19 protein-coding genes are annotated in these 19827 nt (G+C 38.9%); 10 read left to right on the forward strand and 9 right to left on the reverse strand.

Annotated features, from left to right (window positions below; genetic code table 11):
* Positions 1–128: 128 nt before the first annotated feature.
* Positions 129–1769: an acetolactate synthase large subunit gene (locus tag NK987_RS01655; RefSeq protein ID WP_259262460.1), complete on the forward strand. Its 1641-nt coding sequence runs from the start codon at positions 129–131 to the stop codon at positions 1767–1769.
* Entirely contained in the window at positions 1766–3163 is a 1398-nt protein-coding gene (locus NK987_RS01660; protein WP_259262461.1) for an aldehyde dehydrogenase family protein, read from the forward strand. The genes NK987_RS01655 and NK987_RS01660 overlap by 4 nt, the downstream gene beginning before the upstream one ends.
* 65 nt (positions 3164–3228) lie before the next feature.
* On the opposite strand, the gene NK987_RS01665 is transcribed toward NK987_RS01660, so the two are convergent.
* The 9 genes from NK987_RS01665 to NK987_RS01705 form a co-directional block, all read right to left on the reverse strand.
* Positions 3229–4575 (reverse strand): peptidase associated/transthyretin-like domain-containing protein, encoded by a 1347-nt coding sequence (locus NK987_RS01665; protein ID WP_259262462.1) that lies wholly within the window; start codon positions 4573–4575, stop codon positions 3229–3231.
* Between the two features lie 6 nt (positions 4576–4581).
* Positions 4582–5475: a PorT family protein gene (locus tag NK987_RS01670; RefSeq protein ID WP_259262463.1), complete on the reverse strand. Its 894-nt coding sequence runs from the start codon at positions 5473–5475 to the stop codon at positions 4582–4584.
* 6 nt (positions 5476–5481) lie between these two features.
* Positions 5482–5949, reverse strand: a complete 468-nt coding sequence (locus NK987_RS01675) for a hypothetical protein (protein WP_259262464.1) — start codon at positions 5947–5949, stop codon at positions 5482–5484.
* Between the two features lie 441 nt (positions 5950–6390).
* Positions 6391–6840, reverse strand: coding sequence for a hypothetical protein (locus NK987_RS01680; RefSeq protein WP_259262465.1), 450 nt, complete (start codon positions 6838–6840; stop codon positions 6391–6393).
* A gap of 362 nt (positions 6841–7202) precedes the next feature.
* Positions 7203–8081, reverse strand: a complete 879-nt coding sequence (locus NK987_RS01685; RefSeq protein ID WP_259262466.1) for a porin family protein — start codon at positions 8079–8081, stop codon at positions 7203–7205.
* Between the two features lie 947 nt (positions 8082–9028).
* Complete coding sequence (locus NK987_RS01690; RefSeq protein WP_259262467.1) at positions 9029–9784, reverse strand: hypothetical protein; 756 nt, start codon at positions 9782–9784, stop codon at positions 9029–9031.
* A 35-nt stretch (positions 9785–9819) separates the two neighbouring features.
* Positions 9820–10077 carry a hypothetical protein gene (locus NK987_RS01695; RefSeq protein WP_259262468.1) on the reverse strand — a complete coding sequence of 86 codons (258 nt, stop codon included), beginning with the start codon at positions 10075–10077 and terminating at the stop codon, positions 9820–9822.
* 116 nt (positions 10078–10193) lie between these two features.
* Positions 10194–10934, reverse strand: a complete 741-nt coding sequence (locus NK987_RS01700; protein WP_259262469.1) for a LytR/AlgR family response regulator transcription factor — start codon at positions 10932–10934, stop codon at positions 10194–10196.
* Between the two features lie 8 nt (positions 10935–10942).
* Positions 10943–11803, reverse strand: a complete 861-nt coding sequence (locus NK987_RS01705) for a sensor histidine kinase (protein ID WP_259262470.1) — start codon at positions 11801–11803, stop codon at positions 10943–10945.
* 161 nt (positions 11804–11964) lie between these two features.
* Here NK987_RS01705 and NK987_RS01710 point away from each other — a divergent pair, with 161 nt between their 5' ends.
* The 8 genes from NK987_RS01710 (at position 11965) to NK987_RS01745 (ending at position 19760) form a co-directional block, all read left to right on the forward strand.
* The gene (locus tag NK987_RS01710; RefSeq protein ID WP_258423363.1) at positions 11965–12246 is read left to right on the forward strand and encodes a GNAT family N-acetyltransferase; all 282 of its coding nucleotides are present in this window, start codon (positions 11965–11967) and stop codon (positions 12244–12246) included.
* 46 nt (positions 12247–12292) lie between these two features.
* On the forward strand, positions 12293–12712 hold the full coding sequence (locus tag NK987_RS01715; RefSeq protein WP_258423362.1) for a (4Fe-4S)-binding protein: 420 nt from the start codon (positions 12293–12295) through the stop codon (positions 12710–12712).
* A gap of 124 nt (positions 12713–12836) precedes the next feature.
* Positions 12837–14504 (forward strand): amidase, encoded by a 1668-nt coding sequence (locus NK987_RS01720; RefSeq protein WP_258423361.1) that lies wholly within the window; start codon positions 12837–12839, stop codon positions 14502–14504.
* 119 nt (positions 14505–14623) lie between these two features.
* On the forward strand, positions 14624–15211 hold the full coding sequence (gene kefF, locus NK987_RS01725; protein WP_259262471.1) for a glutathione-regulated potassium-efflux system oxidoreductase KefF: 588 nt from the start codon (positions 14624–14626) through the stop codon (positions 15209–15211).
* 3 nt (positions 15212–15214) lie between these two features.
* Complete coding sequence (locus tag NK987_RS01730) at positions 15215–17074, forward strand: monovalent cation:proton antiporter-2 (CPA2) family protein (protein ID WP_259262472.1); 1860 nt, start codon at positions 15215–15217, stop codon at positions 17072–17074.
* Positions 17075–17103: 29 nt separating this feature from the next.
* Positions 17104–18303 carry an MFS transporter gene (locus NK987_RS01735; RefSeq protein WP_259262473.1) on the forward strand — a complete coding sequence of 400 codons (1200 nt, stop codon included), beginning with the start codon at positions 17104–17106 and terminating at the stop codon, positions 18301–18303.
* A 136-nt stretch (positions 18304–18439) separates the two neighbouring features.
* Entirely contained in the window at positions 18440–19225 is a 786-nt protein-coding gene (locus NK987_RS01740) for a carboxypeptidase regulatory-like domain-containing protein (RefSeq protein WP_258423357.1), read from the forward strand.
* A 16-nt stretch (positions 19226–19241) separates the two neighbouring features.
* A complete protein-coding gene (locus NK987_RS01745; RefSeq protein ID WP_259262474.1) occupies positions 19242–19760 on the forward strand; it encodes a DUF3828 domain-containing protein in 519 nt (172 codons plus the stop codon).
* Positions 19761–19827 lie beyond the last annotated feature (67 nt).

Here is a 19827-nt window from a genome sequence, read left to right on the forward strand (position 1 = left end):
AAAAATCGATTAATGAAATTGAAACAACCGTTAATCTGACATATTGAATCTTAGGGGGGTGAAATTATTTTGGATTTTTTGTGGTTAATAACTAAGAAGAACAACTTTTAATTAACCACAACTATTTTATGAAAGCATCTGATCTTTTTGTCAAGGCATTGGAAAATGAAGGAGTTGAATACATTTTTGCCCTTCCCGGAGAAGAAAATCTTGACTTGTTACAATCCCTTAAAAATTCCTCCATCAAATTCATTTTGACAAGACATGAACAAGGCGCGGGATTTATGGCCGCAACCTATGGAAGGCTGACCGGAAAACCGGGTGTGTGCCTCTCTACCTTGGGTCCGGGTGCTACAAACCTGATGACACCCGCAGCATACGCCAAATTAGGGGCAATGCCCATGTTGATGATCACCGGACAAAAACCCATCAAAAAAAGCAAGCAGGCTAGGTTTCAGATCATAGATGTCGTGGACATGATGCAGTCAGTAACCAAATATACCAAGCAGATAGTCAACGGAAACCATATAGCCTCAAGTATCAGGGAGGCATTTATAATTGCCATAGAAGAAAGACCCGGGGCTGTGCATCTCGAATTGCCCGAAGATATTGCCCAAGAGGATTGTGAATCACATGTCTTTGATGTGGTAGGCCATATTATCCCAAAGGCTGATGAAGTGGCTTTAGATCTTGCAGTAGATATGATCCATCAATCCAAAAAACCATTGTTGCTGATAGGTGCTGGGGCTAACAGAAAAGTAACATGTGAGGCATTAAGGAAATTTGTGGATGAAACAGGTATTTATTTTTTCACCACTCAAATGGGAAAAGGTGTAATTGATGAACGACATCCTCAATACCTTGGAACAGCTGCCTTGTCAAGCAATGACTTTGTTCATGCTGCCATAGAGGATTCGGATCTGATTATTAACATCGGACATGACGTGATTGAGAAGCCTCCTTTTTTCATGAAACCTGAAGGAAAAAAAGTAATCCATGTCAATTTTTCCCCTGCTGAAGTGGATCCGGTATATTTTCCACAATTAAATGTGGTAGGTGACATCACAGGATCGGTTTTTAAATTGGTAGAAAAAATCCAAAAACAGAAAGATTGGGATTTTGCCTATTTCAAAAAAGTTAAAATAGAGGTTGGTGAACACCTTTCCACCTATTTTCATGATGAAAGATTTCCAATATTACCTCAGCGGTTGGTGTACCTGTTGAGGGAAAGATTAGATTCCAAGGATATTATCACCTTGGATAATGGTGTTTACAAAATATGGTTTGCAAGAAATTACACCTGCTACCAACCAAATACCTTGATTTTGGATAATGCTTTGGCTTCCATGGGTGCAGGTCTTTCCTCCGGGATGATGGCAAAAATGCTCAATCCTGACAAAAATGTCATTGCGGTATGTGGGGATGGGGGTTTTATGATGAATTCACAGGAAATAGAAACTGCAGTTCGCCTTGGTTTGCACCTTACAGTAATTATAATCAATGACCGTGGATATGGCATGATCAAATGGAAACAAGAGGATATGGGGTTTGATGATTTTGGGTTGGACTACAATAATCCTGATTTTGTTAAATATGCGGAAAGCTATGGGGCCAAAGGACATAGGCCCAATAATGACGCTGATTTTCAGGAAATATTGGAACATTGTTTAACTATCCCTTCGGTGCATATCATCGATCTTCCGATAGATTATTCCTTGAATCATGCCATTTTAAATGTGATGTTGAAAGAAAAAACCGAAAAACTATGAACCATACAACCTTAAAAGTATACGCTCCATTTGACCAATCCTTTTTAAAAGAAATACCCCTTTCGGGTAAAGAGGAGGTTGAAAAGGCATTAAAAAAAGCAAATACTTTATTTGCGGACCGGACCAAATGGATTCCATCCTATGAAAAAATTGCTATTTTGGAAAAAGTAGGAAAATTGATGCAAGATGATTTGGAAGAATTGACAAAAACAGCCATCAGTGAAGGAGGAAAACCCTATCAGGATTCAAAAGTAGAAGTCCTGCGTGCCATAAATGGTGTCAAAATCGCGGCGGAAGAAATCGGGAGATTGACCGGGGAACAGATTCCGATGGGATTGACACAATCTTCAGTCAACAGAATGGCATTCACCACACGTGAACCCATAGGCGTTGTAGCCGCGATTTCGGCTTTCAATCATCCTCTAAACCTCATTGTGCACCAGACCGTAACAGCATTTGCAGCAGGCTGCCCTGTGATTGTCAAGCCTGCTTCCACTACCCCATTGACTTGCCTGGCATTTGTTGAGATTTTGTACAAAGCCGGAGTACCCAAAGATTGGGTCCAGGTATTGGTCATGGACAATGAGGCTTCCGAATTGCTGGTTATGGACAAAAGGATCAATTACCTAACCTTTATCGGTTCCGCAAAAGTGGGTTGGTATCTCAAATCCAAGCTCGCTCCCGGCACAAGATGTGCCCTCGAACATGGCGGTGCTGCACCCGTAATAGTAGAGCCCGATGCTGATTTTAAGGAGATGGTACCCGCTTTGGTGAAAGGAGGTTTTTATCATGCAGGACAGGTTTGTGTATCAGTTCAGAGGATATTTGCCCATGAATCCATCGCGCGAAAGTTAGCTGAAGAAATAGCATCGGAGGCACAAAAACTTGTAGTAGGAGATCCATTGGATAAAATGACAGAGGTTGGGCCTCTGATTCATCCCAAAGAGGTCGACCGCATTGAAGAATGGGTTCAAGAAGCCAAAAAACACGGTGCTGAGATTTTGTGCGGCGGCAAGAGGATTTCTGCGACATGCTATGAACCGACCGTATTATGGAATCCATCTCAAGATTCCAAAGTATCAAAAGAAGAGATTTTTGGTCCGGTTGTAAGTGTCTATCCTTATTCCGACCGAGAAGAGGCCATCCGTCTCGCAAATGCTTTGGATTACCATTTTCAGGCGGCTGTATTTACCAAAAACATTGACGTTGCATTTGATACCGTCCAAAAACTCAATGCCACCGCGGTGATGGTCAATGACCATACGGCATTCAGGGTGGATTGGATGCCATTTGGTGGCAGGGATGCTTCAGGAAAAGGATTGGGAGGAATACCTTATACTATGAGGGAAATGACAAGAGAAAAGCTGATGGTGGTGAAAAGCAGGTATTTGTAATAAATAGTATTTTATAAATTGCCTCCATTTAAATTGAATGAAGGGTAAAAATCAATGCGTTTGCTTTATTGCAAACGCATTTCTATTTCATCCAAGATATCAAAATATTTCTTCAAGATTCTATTCCAGTCTTTGAAATTTGAATCCTCTAATTTATCGGGGCCACCGTTTCCATATTGAGAAACCATTTTTAAAGAATAATTATTTTCGGAGGTATCACCATTGTGGGTGATTATCACTCTTGACCTTATGGTGAGTGTCTCATTATTGAAGGTGTCTACCTTCCATGCTGTAATCAGGTAACCGGCGTTAAAATCCACAGTTTCCAAAACATCAAACTCTTTGGTGACAATAGAGATAAGTATTTTCCATGCATCTGCAGAAGATATTGAAGCCCTTGTAGCCAAAGGTAATCTTGTGTTGATTTTTTCTGAAAGAACAGATAAGCCGTAAGCTTCATCTTCCAATAGAACAACATCTTCCAACACCGGCAATGCCTCAGCGTTTGGCTGGTTACAATAATTTTTGGAAAAGGTAATATAACCATCTTTGGCAATGGTAACCCTCTGACATTTACCCTTTAAGATTAAGATTTCCAGGCTTCCAAACCCTTCCATTTTTCCATTCAAAGCAATGGAAGCATCTTCCGGGCTCGCACTTATTTTGACAACCCTGTCATCCATTACTATTTTTTGGTTGATAGGAGGTGCATTGTCCGCACCTGCGATGTTGCAAAACTCCTTTGTAACACCTGCAAAACCCTCTTTACTGATGTGAACTTCTACACATTTGCCAAAAGGAACTTCAATTTTTGAAATTTTTGGCAAAGGCTCACCATCACCTAGCGCAACCAATGCGCCTTCGGGTAGATTTTCAAGATTGACAATCCTGTCCTTCAGGAGCACTTGCTGTTTGATGGGTGGGGATTGGCTATCAGGCTTATTGTGAAATTCAAACTTTTGGGTAACGTATCCACTCTTATTGACAAAGACAGCGACGGATTCGTCTTTAGGGATGATAATTTTCGCGGTTTTGGTGCCAACATGCGCATCGCCACTAAATATCATGGCGTCCTCATGGTCAGATTCGATCAAGACCTCTCTATTTTCCAAGAATACAAGGTGCTCCTTTTCATATTTGTCAGTTTTGGGAAACTCCACATAAACCGGTTCATATCCCTCTTTGGTTACTAAAAGCTTGTTTTTGGAGTCCTTTTCAAGTTTGAAATCCACTGAACCTATTCCCAAACGGGTCAAGGTTGCATCTGAGGCATCATCAACTTTTGATATAATGGCGTCATCGTAGTTGCAGACTATTTTGATTTTATTCTGAGCCTGCAAATGGATTGGCAGTGAAAGAATAAAAAGAGTGCTTAAAAAAAATCGATTTATAGTAGTTAAGTAAGTTCTCATATCGGGTTAGAATTTAAAATAAACACCTAGAATCAATTGCTGAAAATTAAACTCTCCGGTTCCATTCACAACCTGGTTTAAATCAAATTCCTTACCCACCATTTCTCTTTCGTATCGCAGGTCCATTCCCACTTTTCCAATGTTAACAGCAAATCCCATTTGGTAACCTACATTGAAATTATTGGTAACATCTGAAATCGAAATGTTATTGAGGTCATCTCCAAGTCTGTAATGAAATGATGGACCGGCAAATACGCTTACGAACTGCCTGAATATTCCAAAACCCAGTAAAACAGGTGCATCCAATCTTCGGGTTACAAAAACTTCGTTATCCAGCTCTGTTTTTAATTGGCTGTAAACCAACTCAGGTCTGAGGTAGAAAGGCCCAAATTTTATTTTGCCAAAAAATCCGGCATGGAATCCCAGGTTTTTCATCGGATCCCCGAAAACGACCTGGGCATCATTAAAGTAGTCTCCGTTGGAATTGTAATTCAGTCCACCTTTGACCCCAAATCCTCCACCTGATGCCCTTCTTTTCTCCTTGATTTTATCGGGTTCCTCCTCTGAATCTTCTGTATTTTTGGTAACAGAAATTGGATCAACCACTAATTTTTGGGCTAAAATTGCAGCTGTATCCACAGCCACAGGAATTTGATTGGTGGTTGATTCAAAATACAAAACGGATCCGTTTTCAAACATTACTTTCTCTACCTCAGCTTTCTTAATGGTAAAGACGGGGCTTTCTGAGAAGTCATAGATTTTATATTTCAAAACCAGGGAATCAATTTCCATGATAGAAACTTTGATTTCTTCTCTATTTCTTTTGTAAATGATGTCCTGCGCGGTGGCAATGTTGACCATTAAAAAGGATGATAAAAAAAGCAAAATATAGGTTTTCATAGTTTCTTAAGGTTGAATATGTGTCCATGTTGTGGTAGCCCCGGATCCGAGAACACCCTTTTTAGTATCGATGATCTTATTGTTTTTAACCACATGCAATGTGTATTCTGAAGGTTCATTCTTTCCGTTACAGCTTTGGTAGTAATTGACCCAAAAAGTGTACGTTCCGCTTGGTGCTGAGCCGTCCTCCCAAAAAATGTTTTCATTAGGCCCATTTTCGCATTCCCCACAAAAGCAGTCCAAATCCAACATACCATTTTCAGCAGTGGGATTGTCCCAAAAAATCAAACTTCCTCCCGGAGTCTCGACTATCAGGTCAAGATCCACATTTTCATGGTTTGTAAACTGGAGGTTGAAGCGGGGATTGCCGGGACTACCCTCGAGGTCTAAGACACTTGGCTCTTCAGGAGGAACACCACAGGCAAAAACGATCATGAGAAAAAAGAAATAACTTATTTTAAAAATTAATTTCATTTGTAAAAGAGATTAAATGTTGATGAAGAGTAAATTCCAATAATTATCCCAGATCCAAGGAATCTGAAATTTGTTAATGAAAGCTACTATTGAAAAAACGTGAAAGCGAACTACAATTAGTTATCGGCTTTGACTGGCTAGAAAGTGGAGGAAAGAAAAGGGAATTCGGTTATTCTCGGTATCCATAGTTGATGATTGAGTTTTTAAATTCGATCAATCCTTAAAGCAGCGGCATTTAAAACCATGAGCCATTCCATAATGTGACCTTTCCAATCTTCTATGAGAACCCGACAATTTCCTTTTCAAAAAATTAAAGATGTAAGTAGGTGAAGAACTCTACCATACACCTTGATCCTCCACACCCAGAAAATCCCCATTTATTTCAGACCTGAAACCATTAAAAAGGCCGACATAGTAAAATGTCGGCTTTTAAAGCATGTTTCAATTGACTACAATATTTACAGCTCCATTTGTCGATAAATCAGATCTTAGTTCAAATTCTTCATCCACTTCTCCATCATTAATTAAAATAGTACAAGTATTTGGTGGTAAAGAACCCTCATTATGGGCATACAATAAAACATAATTATATCCTGAATACTCTAGATCCGTTGAGAAGGTTATTGGAAAATTAGGGCCATCCAAAACTTCCTGATCTACAAGCAATTTACCGTTGACATAAATGGAAACAATGTCTCCATCTATTTGCCCATGATCCCAGACACTAATGGTCACATTGGTGTTATTTATATTGACAGTACCTAAATCAACATTATCCCTTCCATTAAATGATTCAGGAATAATACTTACTTCGTTTCTGGGTTTTGGATCTGGCAAGCAAGAAACCAAAAACATAGAGAATAGCAGAGAATAAAAGATTAATTTTTTCATGATTTTTTTGATTTAAAAGTCAGAACAGTCGATGGAATTCCAAGTTGATCGTAGGTCAGTTACATATGGTGTAAAGTCCTCACAGTCTTCAAATTTATCTATCATTTGAAGTGCTTTTGTTTTTAGATTCTGACAGGTAGCAGGTGTCGGGTTATTCAAAAAAGCGTCGATGGTATTAGAATAAGTGGTATACTCTTGTTCCCAATTGCACCTATCTGGAGGATCAGATTCAAAACATGAATTACTGCAAAGCAATATAAGAACTAACGAAAAGAACAAGGTTCTTAATTTTACAATTAAATTTTTCATAATTAGGATTAGTTTATGTGATAAGTAATAATGATGATGTAAATCAGTGAGGATTAAAGATGAAATTGAACACCTAGATTAACATTCGAAATTCCTGAACTCAACTCAGAAAACAGGTTCAGTTTTTTTGCAACTTTATAATATGCTGCGCCAAAAACATTTAGATTAATACTACCAACCGGGTCAGCAGCATATCCATAATTATTAGAAGAACTGAAGCTGACGTATAAAATTCTTAACCCGGCCCCTACAGAGAGCTTTTCTGAAATCCCATAATAAAAAGTACCGGAAAGACCACCTGAGATTACGCTTGAATTAACTTCACTGCCTAAAATACCGATTGAGTAGGAATGATAAGAGGCAAACAATCCGCCTCCTGCAGCCATATTTTCGCCAAATTCCATATGTATCTTGTCAAATCGGGTACTTCCATAGGGAATACTGACTTTGGCAACTCCTCCTGAATTTCCTAAAAGAATACCTGTTCCTATTCCGATACCAAAAAGTTTGTCGCCTTTATTAAAAAGCATCAAGTTTGACCCAGCTGATTCTTTATTGTCAAGTTGAGTCCGATCCCCAATTGAAGCGGATTTTAGTTTAATGCTAGATGAAGCTAGACTTTGATCCTCCTTTTCGTAGTCAGAAACATTTTTCCCTTTTTTTAAATTCTGGTTTTCACTTTCTACAACTTTTTCATTGAAAGTTTCCCGGGTTCCATTTGAGTAAATAATTAGAAAAACTTCAGATTTTTTGATTGAATAAATCGGTCCATCCTGAAAATCAAATTTTTTGTATTTGATAAGCAGTTCTTCTATTTCAATGATTTTGGTTTTAAGTTCTTCTTTTGAATTGGTAATAATCAGATCTTGTCCAAAAAGATTGAAAGAACAAAACATGAAGAACAAAAGGTAAATTTTTAAACTTGGTTTCATAATATTAAAATTTAGTTTATTAGGTATCAGTCAAGTAAATGATGTAATGAATTTACCTAATTGCTTAACTTAAGGATACCAACAGCTAGTAGCAGGTAGGTCTGGATTTGATAACGGGGGGTTATAAAGAGAATTCGGTGGGATCAAAAAATCATTTTTCCCATGAAACGGATAAAATGACTTGGTAAAAAAGTACTACTTCCAAAAGGTAAAATGAATGGCATTCAATAATAAGGGTTCTTAATCTCGCCCCAATCTGTTTTGGGGTTTGAAAGAAAAATAAAATCCGGCAAAGTAAATCAGGTTTGTTGCCACATTAATCACATTGTGCAAATACCATAAGTTTAAGCCAAGGGTCGTATTTAGGAAACTCATAAAAAAGAAAGTACAGAAATTATAGAAAAATATCCCAAACAGGACCCAAAATGAAATATTGCGAATCATTTTTGAATCATTTTCAACAACCTGCAAAATGAAGAAACACGATGTAAAAGCAATAATAATTTGGGTTATGGTTTTATAGACCGGAAAAAATTCATTGAAGAATACCGAAATCAACCATAATGGAATAACTATCATCCAAGCATTTATGAGAAGAAACTTCAATTTGCTATTTGAACTGAAATGCCTCAAAAACCAAATCAAAAAAATTGGCTCAAAAAGGTTGTATGCATATCTGACTACCTGGTTTCCGCTTTGGTTTTCTGTTAGGTAAAATATCCAACCTGCCAAGTCTACCGCAAATCCAACAATCAGAAAACCAATAAAGTATCTGAAAACGGAACGGATTTCCTGATAATAAATCCCACCAATACCAATAGGAAACAATACCAAAAAGGTGGATATCAACTGCAAGTAAAAAAACCAATCCTGTTCCATTTCAATTCTACATTAAAAAAAACAAATGAAAAGACCGAAATAGTTCGGTCTTTTTTCCTTAAATCCATTTATTCAATAGTTTGAATTTTTGGTGGTGGTGGAGGCCAAGAATTTTGGAGCAAGGAATATGTCTCTTTAACTGTGTCTACAGGTAGTATATTCTTTCCCTCTTTATCTACTCCCATTAAAATAACTCTAATTCTATTTGAATTATAATGATCCAAGTCACTATCATCATAACCAAAGAAATATCTAATTGCTTCAATTTCATCATTCTTTAAAAATTCATCAATGTCATTTAAAACCGTTGCGCTATTTTCGAAAAAATTACATCGGTATCTATTGTATTTTTTACCTCTAATATCTCGAGGTTTGTTTTTTAAATATGATTTTACTTCTTTTTTAGGAATTTGCCCATCACTTAACCATTTATATTGAAGACAATTTAGCATAGAATAAATTCCAGCTTCTGTATCTTCATATTTACTTTCATAAACAAAAGTGTGATGTGGAAAATTTAAATGATCAGATTGGGGCACCCTTGGGACATTCGAAGGATTATAATTTCCTGTTTCAAATGCTAAAAAAAACTTTGGAAAATTTTCATTTTGTGAATTTCTACAAAACCAGCCCATAGTTCCTATGTAATCTATAATTTTGTTTTTGTCGAAAAAATCCTTACTAATTGTCCCGCCAATAGCCTCGTTTCTTGCAATTTCATGTAATGGTTTCTGTTTCAAAAATGCATAAATAAGAGCTACTGTATCTTTAAGAGAAATCTTATAGTGATCCTTAATTCCAAATTTGTTTTTTTCTTTTTCCATATTAATATAATTTTAAAGTGTGTAGTTTTAGTAATTTAAAACCTAATCCCTCCCCAATCCTTCCCTCCTTTTCCAATACTTCGGGTAAGCTGGAATTCGGCTTCTTTTGGGGAAGAGATGGTAATCGAATAGCTTGTGTCGGCATCTCCTCTTACAAACCAATGGATTACATATTCCCTGTCACCGTTGACTTCCACTGTTGCAGCATCCGAATTGTGCAGGATGGCTTTGTCATCCAGGTACAGTTTCATTTTGCCATTGCCGATAAATGTAGATACCACCAGTTTTGTCATACCATCAAAAGAATACTATGAATGTACTTCAGGAATTCCGCTTTTGACATCAAGAATTAGAAATCGGTGGCATCCTGATTGAGACCGGCTGGAACCAGAAAGAATTTGGAATCCGGCTACCTAATCACTTTCAGAAATTCATCCTTTCTCCTCCGGGACACATCCACATGGGAACCATCGGCCATCTTTACCAAGCCTCCTTCTCCTTTAATATATTCGGTGATATATTCCAGATTGATCAGATGAGAATTATGCACCCTAAAGAATCGGTAGTCCTGAAGTAGCTGTTCGCAATCCTTGAGAGTTTTAGAAACAACAAGCTTTCTTTTGTCCGACATATGGAATGTCGTATAGGTATTGTCCGACTCGCACCTGATGATGTCCTTGATCGCCACAAACAAAAATCCAGTCATCGTCGGCAAAGCGATCCGGGTTTGACTTGTTTTTTCCTTTAGGTTATTGATTAGATGGAGAATATTGTCAGAATCCTCTCCAGATTTCTTCTTTTGCCTGAATTTATTCAATGCTTTTTCAAATTCGGATTTGTCGATCGGTTTCAGTAAGTAATCCACTGCGGCCAAACGGAATGCCTTGATGGCAAATTCCTCAAAGGAAGTAGTGAAAATGATCTCAAAAGGAAAATGGCTTAAAGTCTGTAACCAGTCAAAAGAGGTGTGTGGCGGCAACATCACATCGCTAAAAAGCAAATCAGGACTAAGGGTGTCCACGAGGTGTTGCACCTCCCCTATTCCGCTTGCTATTCCCATCAATTCAAAATCGGAATACCCTTTCAAATACCCCGCTAGCGTCTCTTGGGCATGCTTTTCATCTTCTAAAATCAATACTTTGTATTTCATAAAAATCTTTAATCTTCAAAAGGTATCATAATTGTAACCTGCTTTCCAGTCAAGCCATCTTCTCTTGAGGTGAATGTAAATCCTGCTTTTCCTGTACTTACCAGATTAAGGGTATCAAAACGTTCGCGCATCAAAGACATTCCAAGAGATGTCTTTTTCACTTTTGTTGATAAGTCAATACTTGACTTTTCGTAATCGGTTTTTCCATTGTCCCTGATGGTGCAGCGGATATGGTCACGGTCAAATAGCCCAAATTCCACCTCTATTTTGCCTCCATTGGAAACCCCATGCCAAATAGAATTTTCCAAAAATGGCTGTATCAACATTGGAGGGATGCAAACCTCCTCAGGTTTGATTTCATCGTGCCATACTATACTGAAATCAAAGGCATTGTTCATCCTCAGCTGTTCCAGTTGCATATATATTCTGTTGGCTTCAATTTCATCGCTCAGGGGTACGATCCTTTGTGTGGAGCTTTCTAGTACGTGGCGGATAAGTTGGGAAAACTTCACAAGGTAATTTCCCGCTACTGCCGCATCCTGCTGATGCATATAATGGTGGATGGAATTGAGGCAGTTGAAAATAAAATGCGGATTGATCTGTGCCCTAAGGGCCTTGAGTTCTACCTGGGCTACGGCGAGTTTCATTTCTGTTTCTTTTTGCTTAAAAAAGGACTCCCTTTTAGCACGGTAAAAAACAAATACAATAAAAGAGAATGCCACCACCACCGGAACCAATGCTAAAAGTACTGCTCTTTCTATCTGAAGGGCGGATTCATCCTGATTGGTAACAAACCCAAGAACAGAATTTTTGGTATATAAGGAATGGACCGAAAAAAAAGCATCCATAAAAAACGTGGGTTCAAACATAATTTGGATTTAATTCAAACAATAGAATAATTGGTAAAAGATACTCATTTTTTTGAATTATTTACCTATTGTTTTGTGTTTGAAATACAATTCTAAAATAAGGCAAGAAAAGCCCAAAATACATTAAATTGGTAACAACTGCACCAAACCACAACTACACCATGGAAATAATTCAAACAGAATCCGGAAACAAAGGTAAATTCACCGCCATCGACAATGGAATCCAAGCAGGTCTAATGACCTATTCGATAGCCGGTGAAGACAAAATCATCATCGACCATACAGAAGTCAGCCCAGCCTATAACGGTACCGGCCTTGGTAAAAAACTTGTGGTTGCAGGAGTAGAGTTTGCCAGGCAAAACAATATAAAAATCCTTCCTCTCTGCCCATTCGCCCGTGGAGTATTTGCAAGAAATAAGGACTTAAGAGATGTATTGGTTTGAAATAATTTATTAAATTAAAACCAATACTACACCAAAACCACAAATCATGATCAAGAAAGAATATTCAAACGGAGAAGTCACCATCACTTGGGAACCTGACAAATGCATCCATTCCAAAAACTGCGTAACCGGGCTGCCAGGGGTTTTTAATTTCGAAAAAAGGCCTTGGATTGACCAAAATGGAGCGAATACCGAAGCGATTGTCTCACAAATCAAGAAATGTCCATCAGGGGCTTTGGGATTTTATTATAACGATGAAGCCAGAGAGTTAGAAAGTGCTTCTTCTGAGCAGCTTGTAGAAGTAATGCCAAATGGCCCTCTGATGGTCTATGGCAATATTGAAGTCAAATTCAAGGATGGAAAATCTGAAAAGAAATTCAAAGTGACGGCTTTTTGCCGTTGTGGGGCTTCAGGAAACAAACCTTTTTGCGATGGAAGCCATAAAAAAATCGGATTCGAAGGTTAAATACCAAATAATACTTCCGTTAAATCTCCCTTTTGTAAACAGGTAAGTTGATTTTATTTTAATCATTTCTGCAAGGATCCCCCCCCCCTCTTTCAGTGACCATTTGTTATCCTTATAAAAAAGAATGAAAAATAAATTTGGATTACTGATTCTCCTAGGCGCCTTATTTGGAGTTATAGTTGGCTTTGTCCTTGCTAAAAACACTTCATCTATTGGAAGGGAAGATGTCAAAGCTGCTCAAAGGCTTTTCAATCTGAACTTTAATGACGCAGAAATTGACACCATGTTATCTTACCTTGAAGGCAACCGCAAAGGATTTGACAGCATGCGGACTTTTTCTTTGTACAATAACCTTGAGCCTGCTGTTTCATTTGATCCCTACCCCTTGGATTTGAATTTCAAAACTAGCTCAGGATTGGTAGAATGGAAGGTAAATGAAAACATAAAACTTCCAAAAAATCCCGAAGAGATAGCTTTTATGGCAATCATGGATTTAGCCGGTTTGATCAAATCAGGACAGATTTCATCGGTTGAGTTAACAAAGATTTACCTTGAAAGAATAAAAAAATACGATCCAAAACTGCAGGCATTTATTACCGTGACTGAGGATTTGGCTTTGTCCCAAGCCCAAAAGGCAGATGAAGAGATTGCTTCGGGAAATTACAAAGGGCCGCTGCATGGCATTCCTTATGGAATCAAAGACCTTGCAGCAGTTCCGGATTACCCTACAACTTGGGGCGCAGCACCATACAAAGATCAAGTCATCAACGAAACAGCTACCGTGGCTTTAAAGCTGGAAGAAGCAGGAGCAGTCCTTTTGGGCAAACTTGTCTCAGGTAGCTTGGCAAGAGGAGATGTATGGTTTGGCGGGAAAACCAAAAATCCTTGGGACCTGACGCAAGGAGCTACAGGTTCATCTGCAGGTTCAGGTTCGGCTACCTCGGCAGGATTGGTAGGATTTTCGATAGGAACAGAAACACTCGGGTCGATTGTTTCACCCTCCACTCGATGCGGAGTGACCGGATTGAGGCCTACTTTTGGAGCAGTGAGCAGGTCAGGTTTTATGACGCTTTCATGGAGTATGGACAAAGTAGGACCGATGTGCAGGTATGCTGCTGATTGTGCCGTTGTATATGATTATATCCGCGGGCAGGATGGCAAGGACCGCTCTGTCCAAAATGTCAGCTTTGAATTGTTAAGTGAAGCAGACTTGAAAGACCTAAAGGTCGGTTACTTCTACAGCCAATTTGAATCGGATACTTCTTCAAACCATATCCATAACCAACGGACTTTGGAAGAATTTAGAAAAATGGGGATTAACCTGGGAAAAGTAGAATTGCCAAAGGATTATCCTTTCAACGTATTTGATATCATTCTCCGAGCTGAATCGGGAGCATTTTTTGATCAATTGATTTTGTCTGGAAGAGATAGCTTGATGGTAGAGCAAGACAAAGGTTCAAGGGCAAATTCCCTTCGTCAGTCCAGGTTTATTCCTGCTGTAGAATACCTTCAGGCAAACCGGCATAGAAGGATGCTAATTGAAGAAATGCACAGGCTGATTAAAGATTATGATGTCGTTATCTCTCCTACTTTTGGAGGAAGGCAGATGCTCATCACCAACCTTACAGGTCATCCTGTAATCAGTGTACCAAATGGATTTGATAAAAAAGGAAGGCCGACAAGCATCACTTTGGTAGGCAATTATTTTGACGAAGCCAAAATCCTTGCTTTGGCCGAGGCATACCAAAAACGATATCAGTATCATGGAAAGGTCCCTAAGGGGCTTAATTGATGAATTGAATTCGAGTCGGATATTTAATGGATTAAGACTTTGATGAACTATGTTGCTTGGCCAAATCGTGGTTTGGAAATTTTCCAAATGAGAATACCGGAATTTTGTTTTTAATAAATATGAAAAAAGTACTGATCTTATTGGCACATCCAAAATACGAGCATTCAGTGGTGACTCAAACTTTGGTCAATGCGGTTTCAAATCTTGAAAATGTCGAAATCAGGGACTTATATGAATTGTATCCAGATTTTAACATTGATGTTCAGACTGAGCAAGAAACCCTGATTATGGCTGATATCATCATCTGGCAACATCCGGTCTATTGGTATTCAGCTCCACCATTACTCAAGCAATGGATTGATTTGGTTTTGGAATTTGGATGGGCCTATGGACCAGGAGGAGTATTTCTAAAAGGAAAATACATACTCAACGCAGTGAGTTCGGGCGGTGCCAAGGATGCATATTCTAAAGAAGGCAAACATGGATTTACTATTAAGGAATTTTTCTTGCCTTTTTACCAGACAGCCAAACTTTGTAATATGACTTACCTTCCGCCATTTCAGGTCAATGGTACCCACAAAATAATTAATGAGGAATTGAAATCTGTCGGTGACGCTTACCGAAGATTGCTGATCTTTCTTCGTGATTCCACATCATTATCTGAGGAAATAATGTCGATGGACAGTTTGAACCAACTTAGCATATAAGCCATGGAAGACAGTTTTTTATTTCAAGCAATCATCTATTTGGCAGCAGCCATCATCTGCGTTCCTATAGCCAAAAAATTAGGGATGGGATCTGTATTGGGTTATTTATTGGCAGGAATCATCATCGGACCTTATGTCCTTGAGTTTATTGGGGAGGAAGGGGAAGACATCATGCATTTTGCGGAATTTGGCGTGGTCATGATGCTTTTTCTAATAGGTCTGGAATTAGAACCTGCCAAACTCTGGCAAATGCGCGCCATGATTACAAGGATCGGATTGTCTCAAGTTTTGCTTACAACAGTGGCTTTTTTTGGGATCATGGTTGGTTTTGGATTTTCATGGCAAGTGTCGCTGGCTGTTTCTATGTCCCTATCCCTTTCCTCTACTGCGATAGTATTGCAGTCTTTAAAAGAAAAAAACCAATTGGATTCCGCAGCCGGAAAAAACTCTTTTGCGGTTCTTCTGATGCAGGACATTGCGGTGATTCCGATGTTGGCTATCATTCCATTGTTGGTGGTCGCAGGCGAAGCCCTATCAAGTGATCATCATGGAAGTCCTGTCGAGCAGTTTGCCGGATGGATTCAGACCTTATTCGTAATCGGCGCAGTGGGTTTGGTGGTCTTGTTGGGTAGGTATGCTTTTGTACCAATATTGAGGATCATCGCAAGAACACGGTTGAGAGAGTTGTTTGTTGCCTCAGCCTTGCTAATCGTGGTCGGCATCGCCTTTCTGATGGAATTGGTAGGCCTCAGTCCTGCTTTGGGTACTTTTTTGGCAGGAGTTGTTTTGGCCAATTCAGAATTCAAACATGAATTGGAAAGTGATTTGGATCCCTTCAAGGGATTGTTGTTGGGATTGTTTTTCATCGCAGTCGGTGCATCCATCAATTTTGGACTGATCGGCGAAAATGCAGGTTTGATCATTTCCATCACTTTGGGGATCCTTTTGATCAAAACATTGATTTTGATCGGAATCGGCAAATACGCGAGACTCAGTTTGGACCAAAACCTTATCTTTTCGATAGGCCTAAGTCAGGTGGGTGAGTTTTCTTTTGTGACTTATTCATTTGCGAGTCAGCTACAAATTTTGGACAAACCCACCACCGAAATGCTCATGGCCATTACTGCCATCAGTATGACAGTAACTCCTCTATTAATATTATTGAACGAAAAATTGATCCTTCCCCGGGTTGGAACTTTGGAAAAAGAGGAAAAAGAAGCAGATACAGTTGAGGAAAAACACAGCGTGATCATCGTCGGCTTTTCACATTTTGGAAGCACCATCGGGAGATTTCTCCGAGCCAACGGTGTAAAGGCGACTATTTTGGACAATGATTCTGATAGGGTGGACCTTTTAAGAAAAATGGGATTTAAGGTGTATTACGGAGATGCCACACGGGCAGATTTGTTGGAAGCTGCAGGGGCCCACGATGCCAAAATCCTCATTTCTGCCATAGACAGCCCCGAAACCAATTACCTATTGGTCGAGACGGTAAAGAAACATTTCCCAAATCTGGAAATGATGATCCGTGCAAAAAACAGAGTGGATGCATTCGAATTGATGGAAATGGATGTACCCAATATTTATAGGGAACATCTGGATACATCGATCAGGTTAGGAAAGGAAGTCCTGACAAAACTTGGTTTTCGGTCCCATACTGTCCACCGCTTGGGGCAAAGTTTCCTGAAATATGATGAATCAGCTTTAAGTGAATTGGTCAAAGTAAAACACGACCAAAAAGAATATATTTCCGCAGTAAGGAGACAGATTGAAATGCAGGAGGCATTACTTTCATCTGAACTCCATAGAAAGTTCACACTCAACGACCATGCATGGGACTCAGAAGTGATGAAAGGAAAGTGATTTTCTTAAAAAGAAGTCTATACTTGTAGATGAAAAAAATCCTGCCGCTGATTGTCCTCTCACAGTTTTTGAGTACTTCGCTTTGGTTTGCAGGAAATGCAGTGTTACCCGATCTCGCAAAGGAAATCAAGCTTGCGCCGGAATACCTTGGTCACTTGACAAGTGCAGTGCAGTTTGGATTTATCGCAGGTACTTTGGTTTTCTCCATTCTGACTGTCGCAGACAAATTCTCCCCATCTTGGGTGTTTTTTTGCAGTTCGGTGGTAGCATCTGCATTTAACTTTGCTATCCGAATCGAGGATATCAGTGCCTTGGAAATTTTGCTTTTCAGGTTCGGAACCGGATTTTTTCTTGCGGGGATATATCCGGTAGGAATGAAAATTGCCTCAGATTATTTCCAAAAAGGATTAGGCAAATCTTTGGGTTTTTTGATTGGAGCCTTGGTTTTGGGAACTGCTTTTCCCCACTTGGTAAGAAGTATTCTGGATCCGCTTCCCTGGAGATATGTAATTGACGCCACTACAGTCTTGGCTTTGATTGGTGGGTTGACAATCGTTGCATTCGTACCAAACGGCCCTTACCGGAAAAAAAGCCATGGTTTTGATTTCACTGTTTTCTTTAAAGTTTTTAAAACTAAATCAATCCGATCAGCGGCCTATGGGTATTTTGGACATATGTGGGAGCTTTATGCTTTTTGGGCTTTTTTACCCTTCATCCTTCAGTATTATAATTCAATCCACGAATTGCAATTGGATGCTGCGTTTTGGTCGTTTACGATTATAGCTGTTGGTGCAATATCATGTAGTGTAGCGGGAATATTGTCAGGGAAATTCACTCCAAAAGCAATAGCTTCCTTTGCACTTGCCATATCAGGGATCTGTTGCTTTATTTCCCCCCTGCTTATTTTTCAAGATTCTCAGGAAGTGCTGTTGGTATTTTTGATGGTTTGGGGATTGGCGGTCACGGCGGATTCACCGATGTTTTCGACCATGGTCGCCCAAAATGCACCTGAGGCAACACGAGGAACCTCCCTGACAATTGTCAACAGTGTCGGCTTTGGCATCACGATCATCAGCATTCAGCTCCTCAATTTCCTTTCCCTCCACCTTGATCCCATCTATTTATTTCCGGTTTTGGGACTTGGTCCATTTTTAGGATTGTTGGGATTGGGATTCGGTTCAAACCTTATCTCAAAAAAGAGACACTCTAAGCAAAATATAAATATCTAATTTTTGCCAAAAATATTATTTTTTATATTTTCATAATTTAATCCACAAACTTTTTAGTCTGAAATTTTATATATTTCATACTTTTATTTCTATTTGTAAATAGATATAACCACAACCAAAATCTTATAAAACATTTATGAAAAAGAATCTAAATTCAATTTTTAAGGCTGCATTTATTGCACTTAGTATTTTTTCTGCAGCTTTTATTTCTTCATGTTCTGATGATAATGACACTCCGTCTATTCCTACCAAAGGTACTTTGTTAGGAAATATCCAGACTTTTGATGACAAGTTAATAATCACTAATGATGCCGGGGGAGTGACAATTACAGCTTCCAACCTTACAGGTCAAACATTCACAGCAACTGCTGACAACACCGGAAGGTATACTTTCAATGACCTCCCCTATGACAGTTACCAGTTTGAAATCAGCAAATCCGGCTATGGAACTTTGAAGGTTTTTGGAATTTCTCATGTCTATGTTAAAGATGTAATCTCTACTGTGGTTCAAAATATTCCTTTTGGAAAAAATTCCACAACCACCGTAACAGGATTGACATTCAGTGAGTTTTTATTAAATGGTGAAGTCGGTGTAAGTTTTGATTATAATTTATCACCTGTACCAACTTCCTCCAACAAAGCTTTTGTCCGCTACTTTTTAGGTCCATTTGCAGATGTTTCCAACACCAAATTTACGGCGAGAAGTGAGGTTTTGAGTTTTTCGAGTTTGAGTGCCAATACAGGATTTACCAAAGAAAAGCTGTTGGAAATGGGCTTTACAGCCGGACAGACAGTTTATGTCAGGATGTATGGCGATTCCTTCATATCCAACAATTGGGAGGACCCGACCTCAGGCGTTGAAGTATTTCCCAATATCAACCCCACCACTGTAGCAGCAGTTTCATTTGTAGTCCCAAATTGATTTCCAGCTAAGGACTATGAATTTCAAATTTCCATATTTCATCCTTGTTTGCTCTATATACATTTTGATGGGTTGTGGCAATAATCAAGAAGCTGAGATAAAAAACGTCGTAGAAGGATTTTACTCAGGTTATGACGGCAACTTCCGAACAGCTGATACTGCAATGATTTCAAAGGAATTACAGAATTTGATCAGTAAGGCAATTGAGAAGGAAATCTATGAAGCCAAAAAAATGAAAGAAAGTGACTTTCCCACCGACAAACCGATGATGATCGAAGGGGATGTTTTTACAAGTCTTTATGAAGGTCATAACAGTGCAAGTATCGAAGAAATATCTATGGAAGGACAAGTTGCCCATGTCAAAGTAATGTTCCAAAACACTGCATACAACCAAAGCTGGAGAGACCAAATAGTTATGATCAAAGAAAACAACAAGTGGAAAATTGATAATGTCGTATACGAAGGGCAACAGCAGGATTTCCCCGACCTACAATCCAATCTCAAAAGGCTGATTGATTATAAATCAGACAATTAGTGTATTTTGAGTTGAATTTAAATAATCCGATTTGCATTTTTTTGAAGTAACAATAAATCCTATTTAC

This window comes from Aquiflexum gelatinilyticum, from assembly GCF_024813435.1.
Taxonomy (GTDB): domain Bacteria; phylum Bacteroidota; class Bacteroidia; order Cytophagales; family Cyclobacteriaceae; genus Cognataquiflexum; species Cognataquiflexum gelatinilyticum.

Excerpts from the sequence above, each read along its gene's own strand:
- NK987_RS01655 (WP_259262460.1), top strand. The coding sequence starts at position 129 with ATGAAAGCATCTGATCTTTTTGTCAAGGCATTGGAAAATGAAGGAGTT.
- NK987_RS01660 (WP_259262461.1), top strand. The coding sequence starts at position 1,766 with ATGAACCATACAACCTTAAAAGTATACGCTCCATTTGACCAATCCTTT.
- NK987_RS01665 (WP_259262462.1), bottom strand. The coding sequence starts at position 4,575 with ATGAGAACTTACTTAACTACTATAAATCGATTTTTTTTAAGCACTCTT.
- NK987_RS01670 (WP_259262463.1), bottom strand. The coding sequence starts at position 5,475 with ATGAAAACCTATATTTTGCTTTTTTTATCATCCTTTTTAATGGTCAAC.
- NK987_RS01675 (WP_259262464.1), bottom strand. The coding sequence starts at position 5,949 with ATGAAATTAATTTTTAAAATAAGTTATTTCTTTTTTCTCATGATCGTT.
- NK987_RS01680 (WP_259262465.1), bottom strand. The coding sequence starts at position 6,840 with ATGAAAAAATTAATCTTTTATTCTCTGCTATTCTCTATGTTTTTGGTT.
- NK987_RS01685 (WP_259262466.1), bottom strand. The coding sequence starts at position 8,081 with ATGAAACCAAGTTTAAAAATTTACCTTTTGTTCTTCATGTTTTGTTCT.
- NK987_RS01690 (WP_259262467.1), bottom strand. The coding sequence starts at position 9,784 with ATGGAAAAAGAAAAAAACAAATTTGGAATTAAGGATCACTATAAGATT.
- NK987_RS01695 (WP_259262468.1), bottom strand. The coding sequence starts at position 10,077 with ATGACAAAACTGGTGGTATCTACATTTATCGGCAATGGCAAAATGAAA.
- NK987_RS01700 (WP_259262469.1), bottom strand. The coding sequence starts at position 10,934 with ATGAAATACAAAGTATTGATTTTAGAAGATGAAAAGCATGCCCAAGAG.
- NK987_RS01705 (WP_259262470.1), bottom strand. The coding sequence starts at position 11,803 with ATGTTTGAACCCACGTTTTTTATGGATGCTTTTTTTTCGGTCCATTCC.
- NK987_RS01710 (WP_258423363.1), top strand. The coding sequence starts at position 11,965 with ATGGAAATAATTCAAACAGAATCCGGAAACAAAGGTAAATTCACCGCC.
- NK987_RS01715 (WP_258423362.1), top strand. The coding sequence starts at position 12,293 with ATGATCAAGAAAGAATATTCAAACGGAGAAGTCACCATCACTTGGGAA.
- NK987_RS01720 (WP_258423361.1), top strand. The coding sequence starts at position 12,837 with ATGAAAAATAAATTTGGATTACTGATTCTCCTAGGCGCCTTATTTGGA.
- kefF (WP_259262471.1), top strand. The coding sequence starts at position 14,624 with ATGAAAAAAGTACTGATCTTATTGGCACATCCAAAATACGAGCATTCA.
- NK987_RS01730 (WP_259262472.1), top strand. The coding sequence starts at position 15,215 with ATGGAAGACAGTTTTTTATTTCAAGCAATCATCTATTTGGCAGCAGCC.
- NK987_RS01735 (WP_259262473.1), top strand. The coding sequence starts at position 17,104 with ATGAAAAAAATCCTGCCGCTGATTGTCCTCTCACAGTTTTTGAGTACT.
- NK987_RS01740 (WP_258423357.1), top strand. The coding sequence starts at position 18,440 with ATGAAAAAGAATCTAAATTCAATTTTTAAGGCTGCATTTATTGCACTT.
- NK987_RS01745 (WP_259262474.1), top strand. The coding sequence starts at position 19,242 with ATGAATTTCAAATTTCCATATTTCATCCTTGTTTGCTCTATATACATT.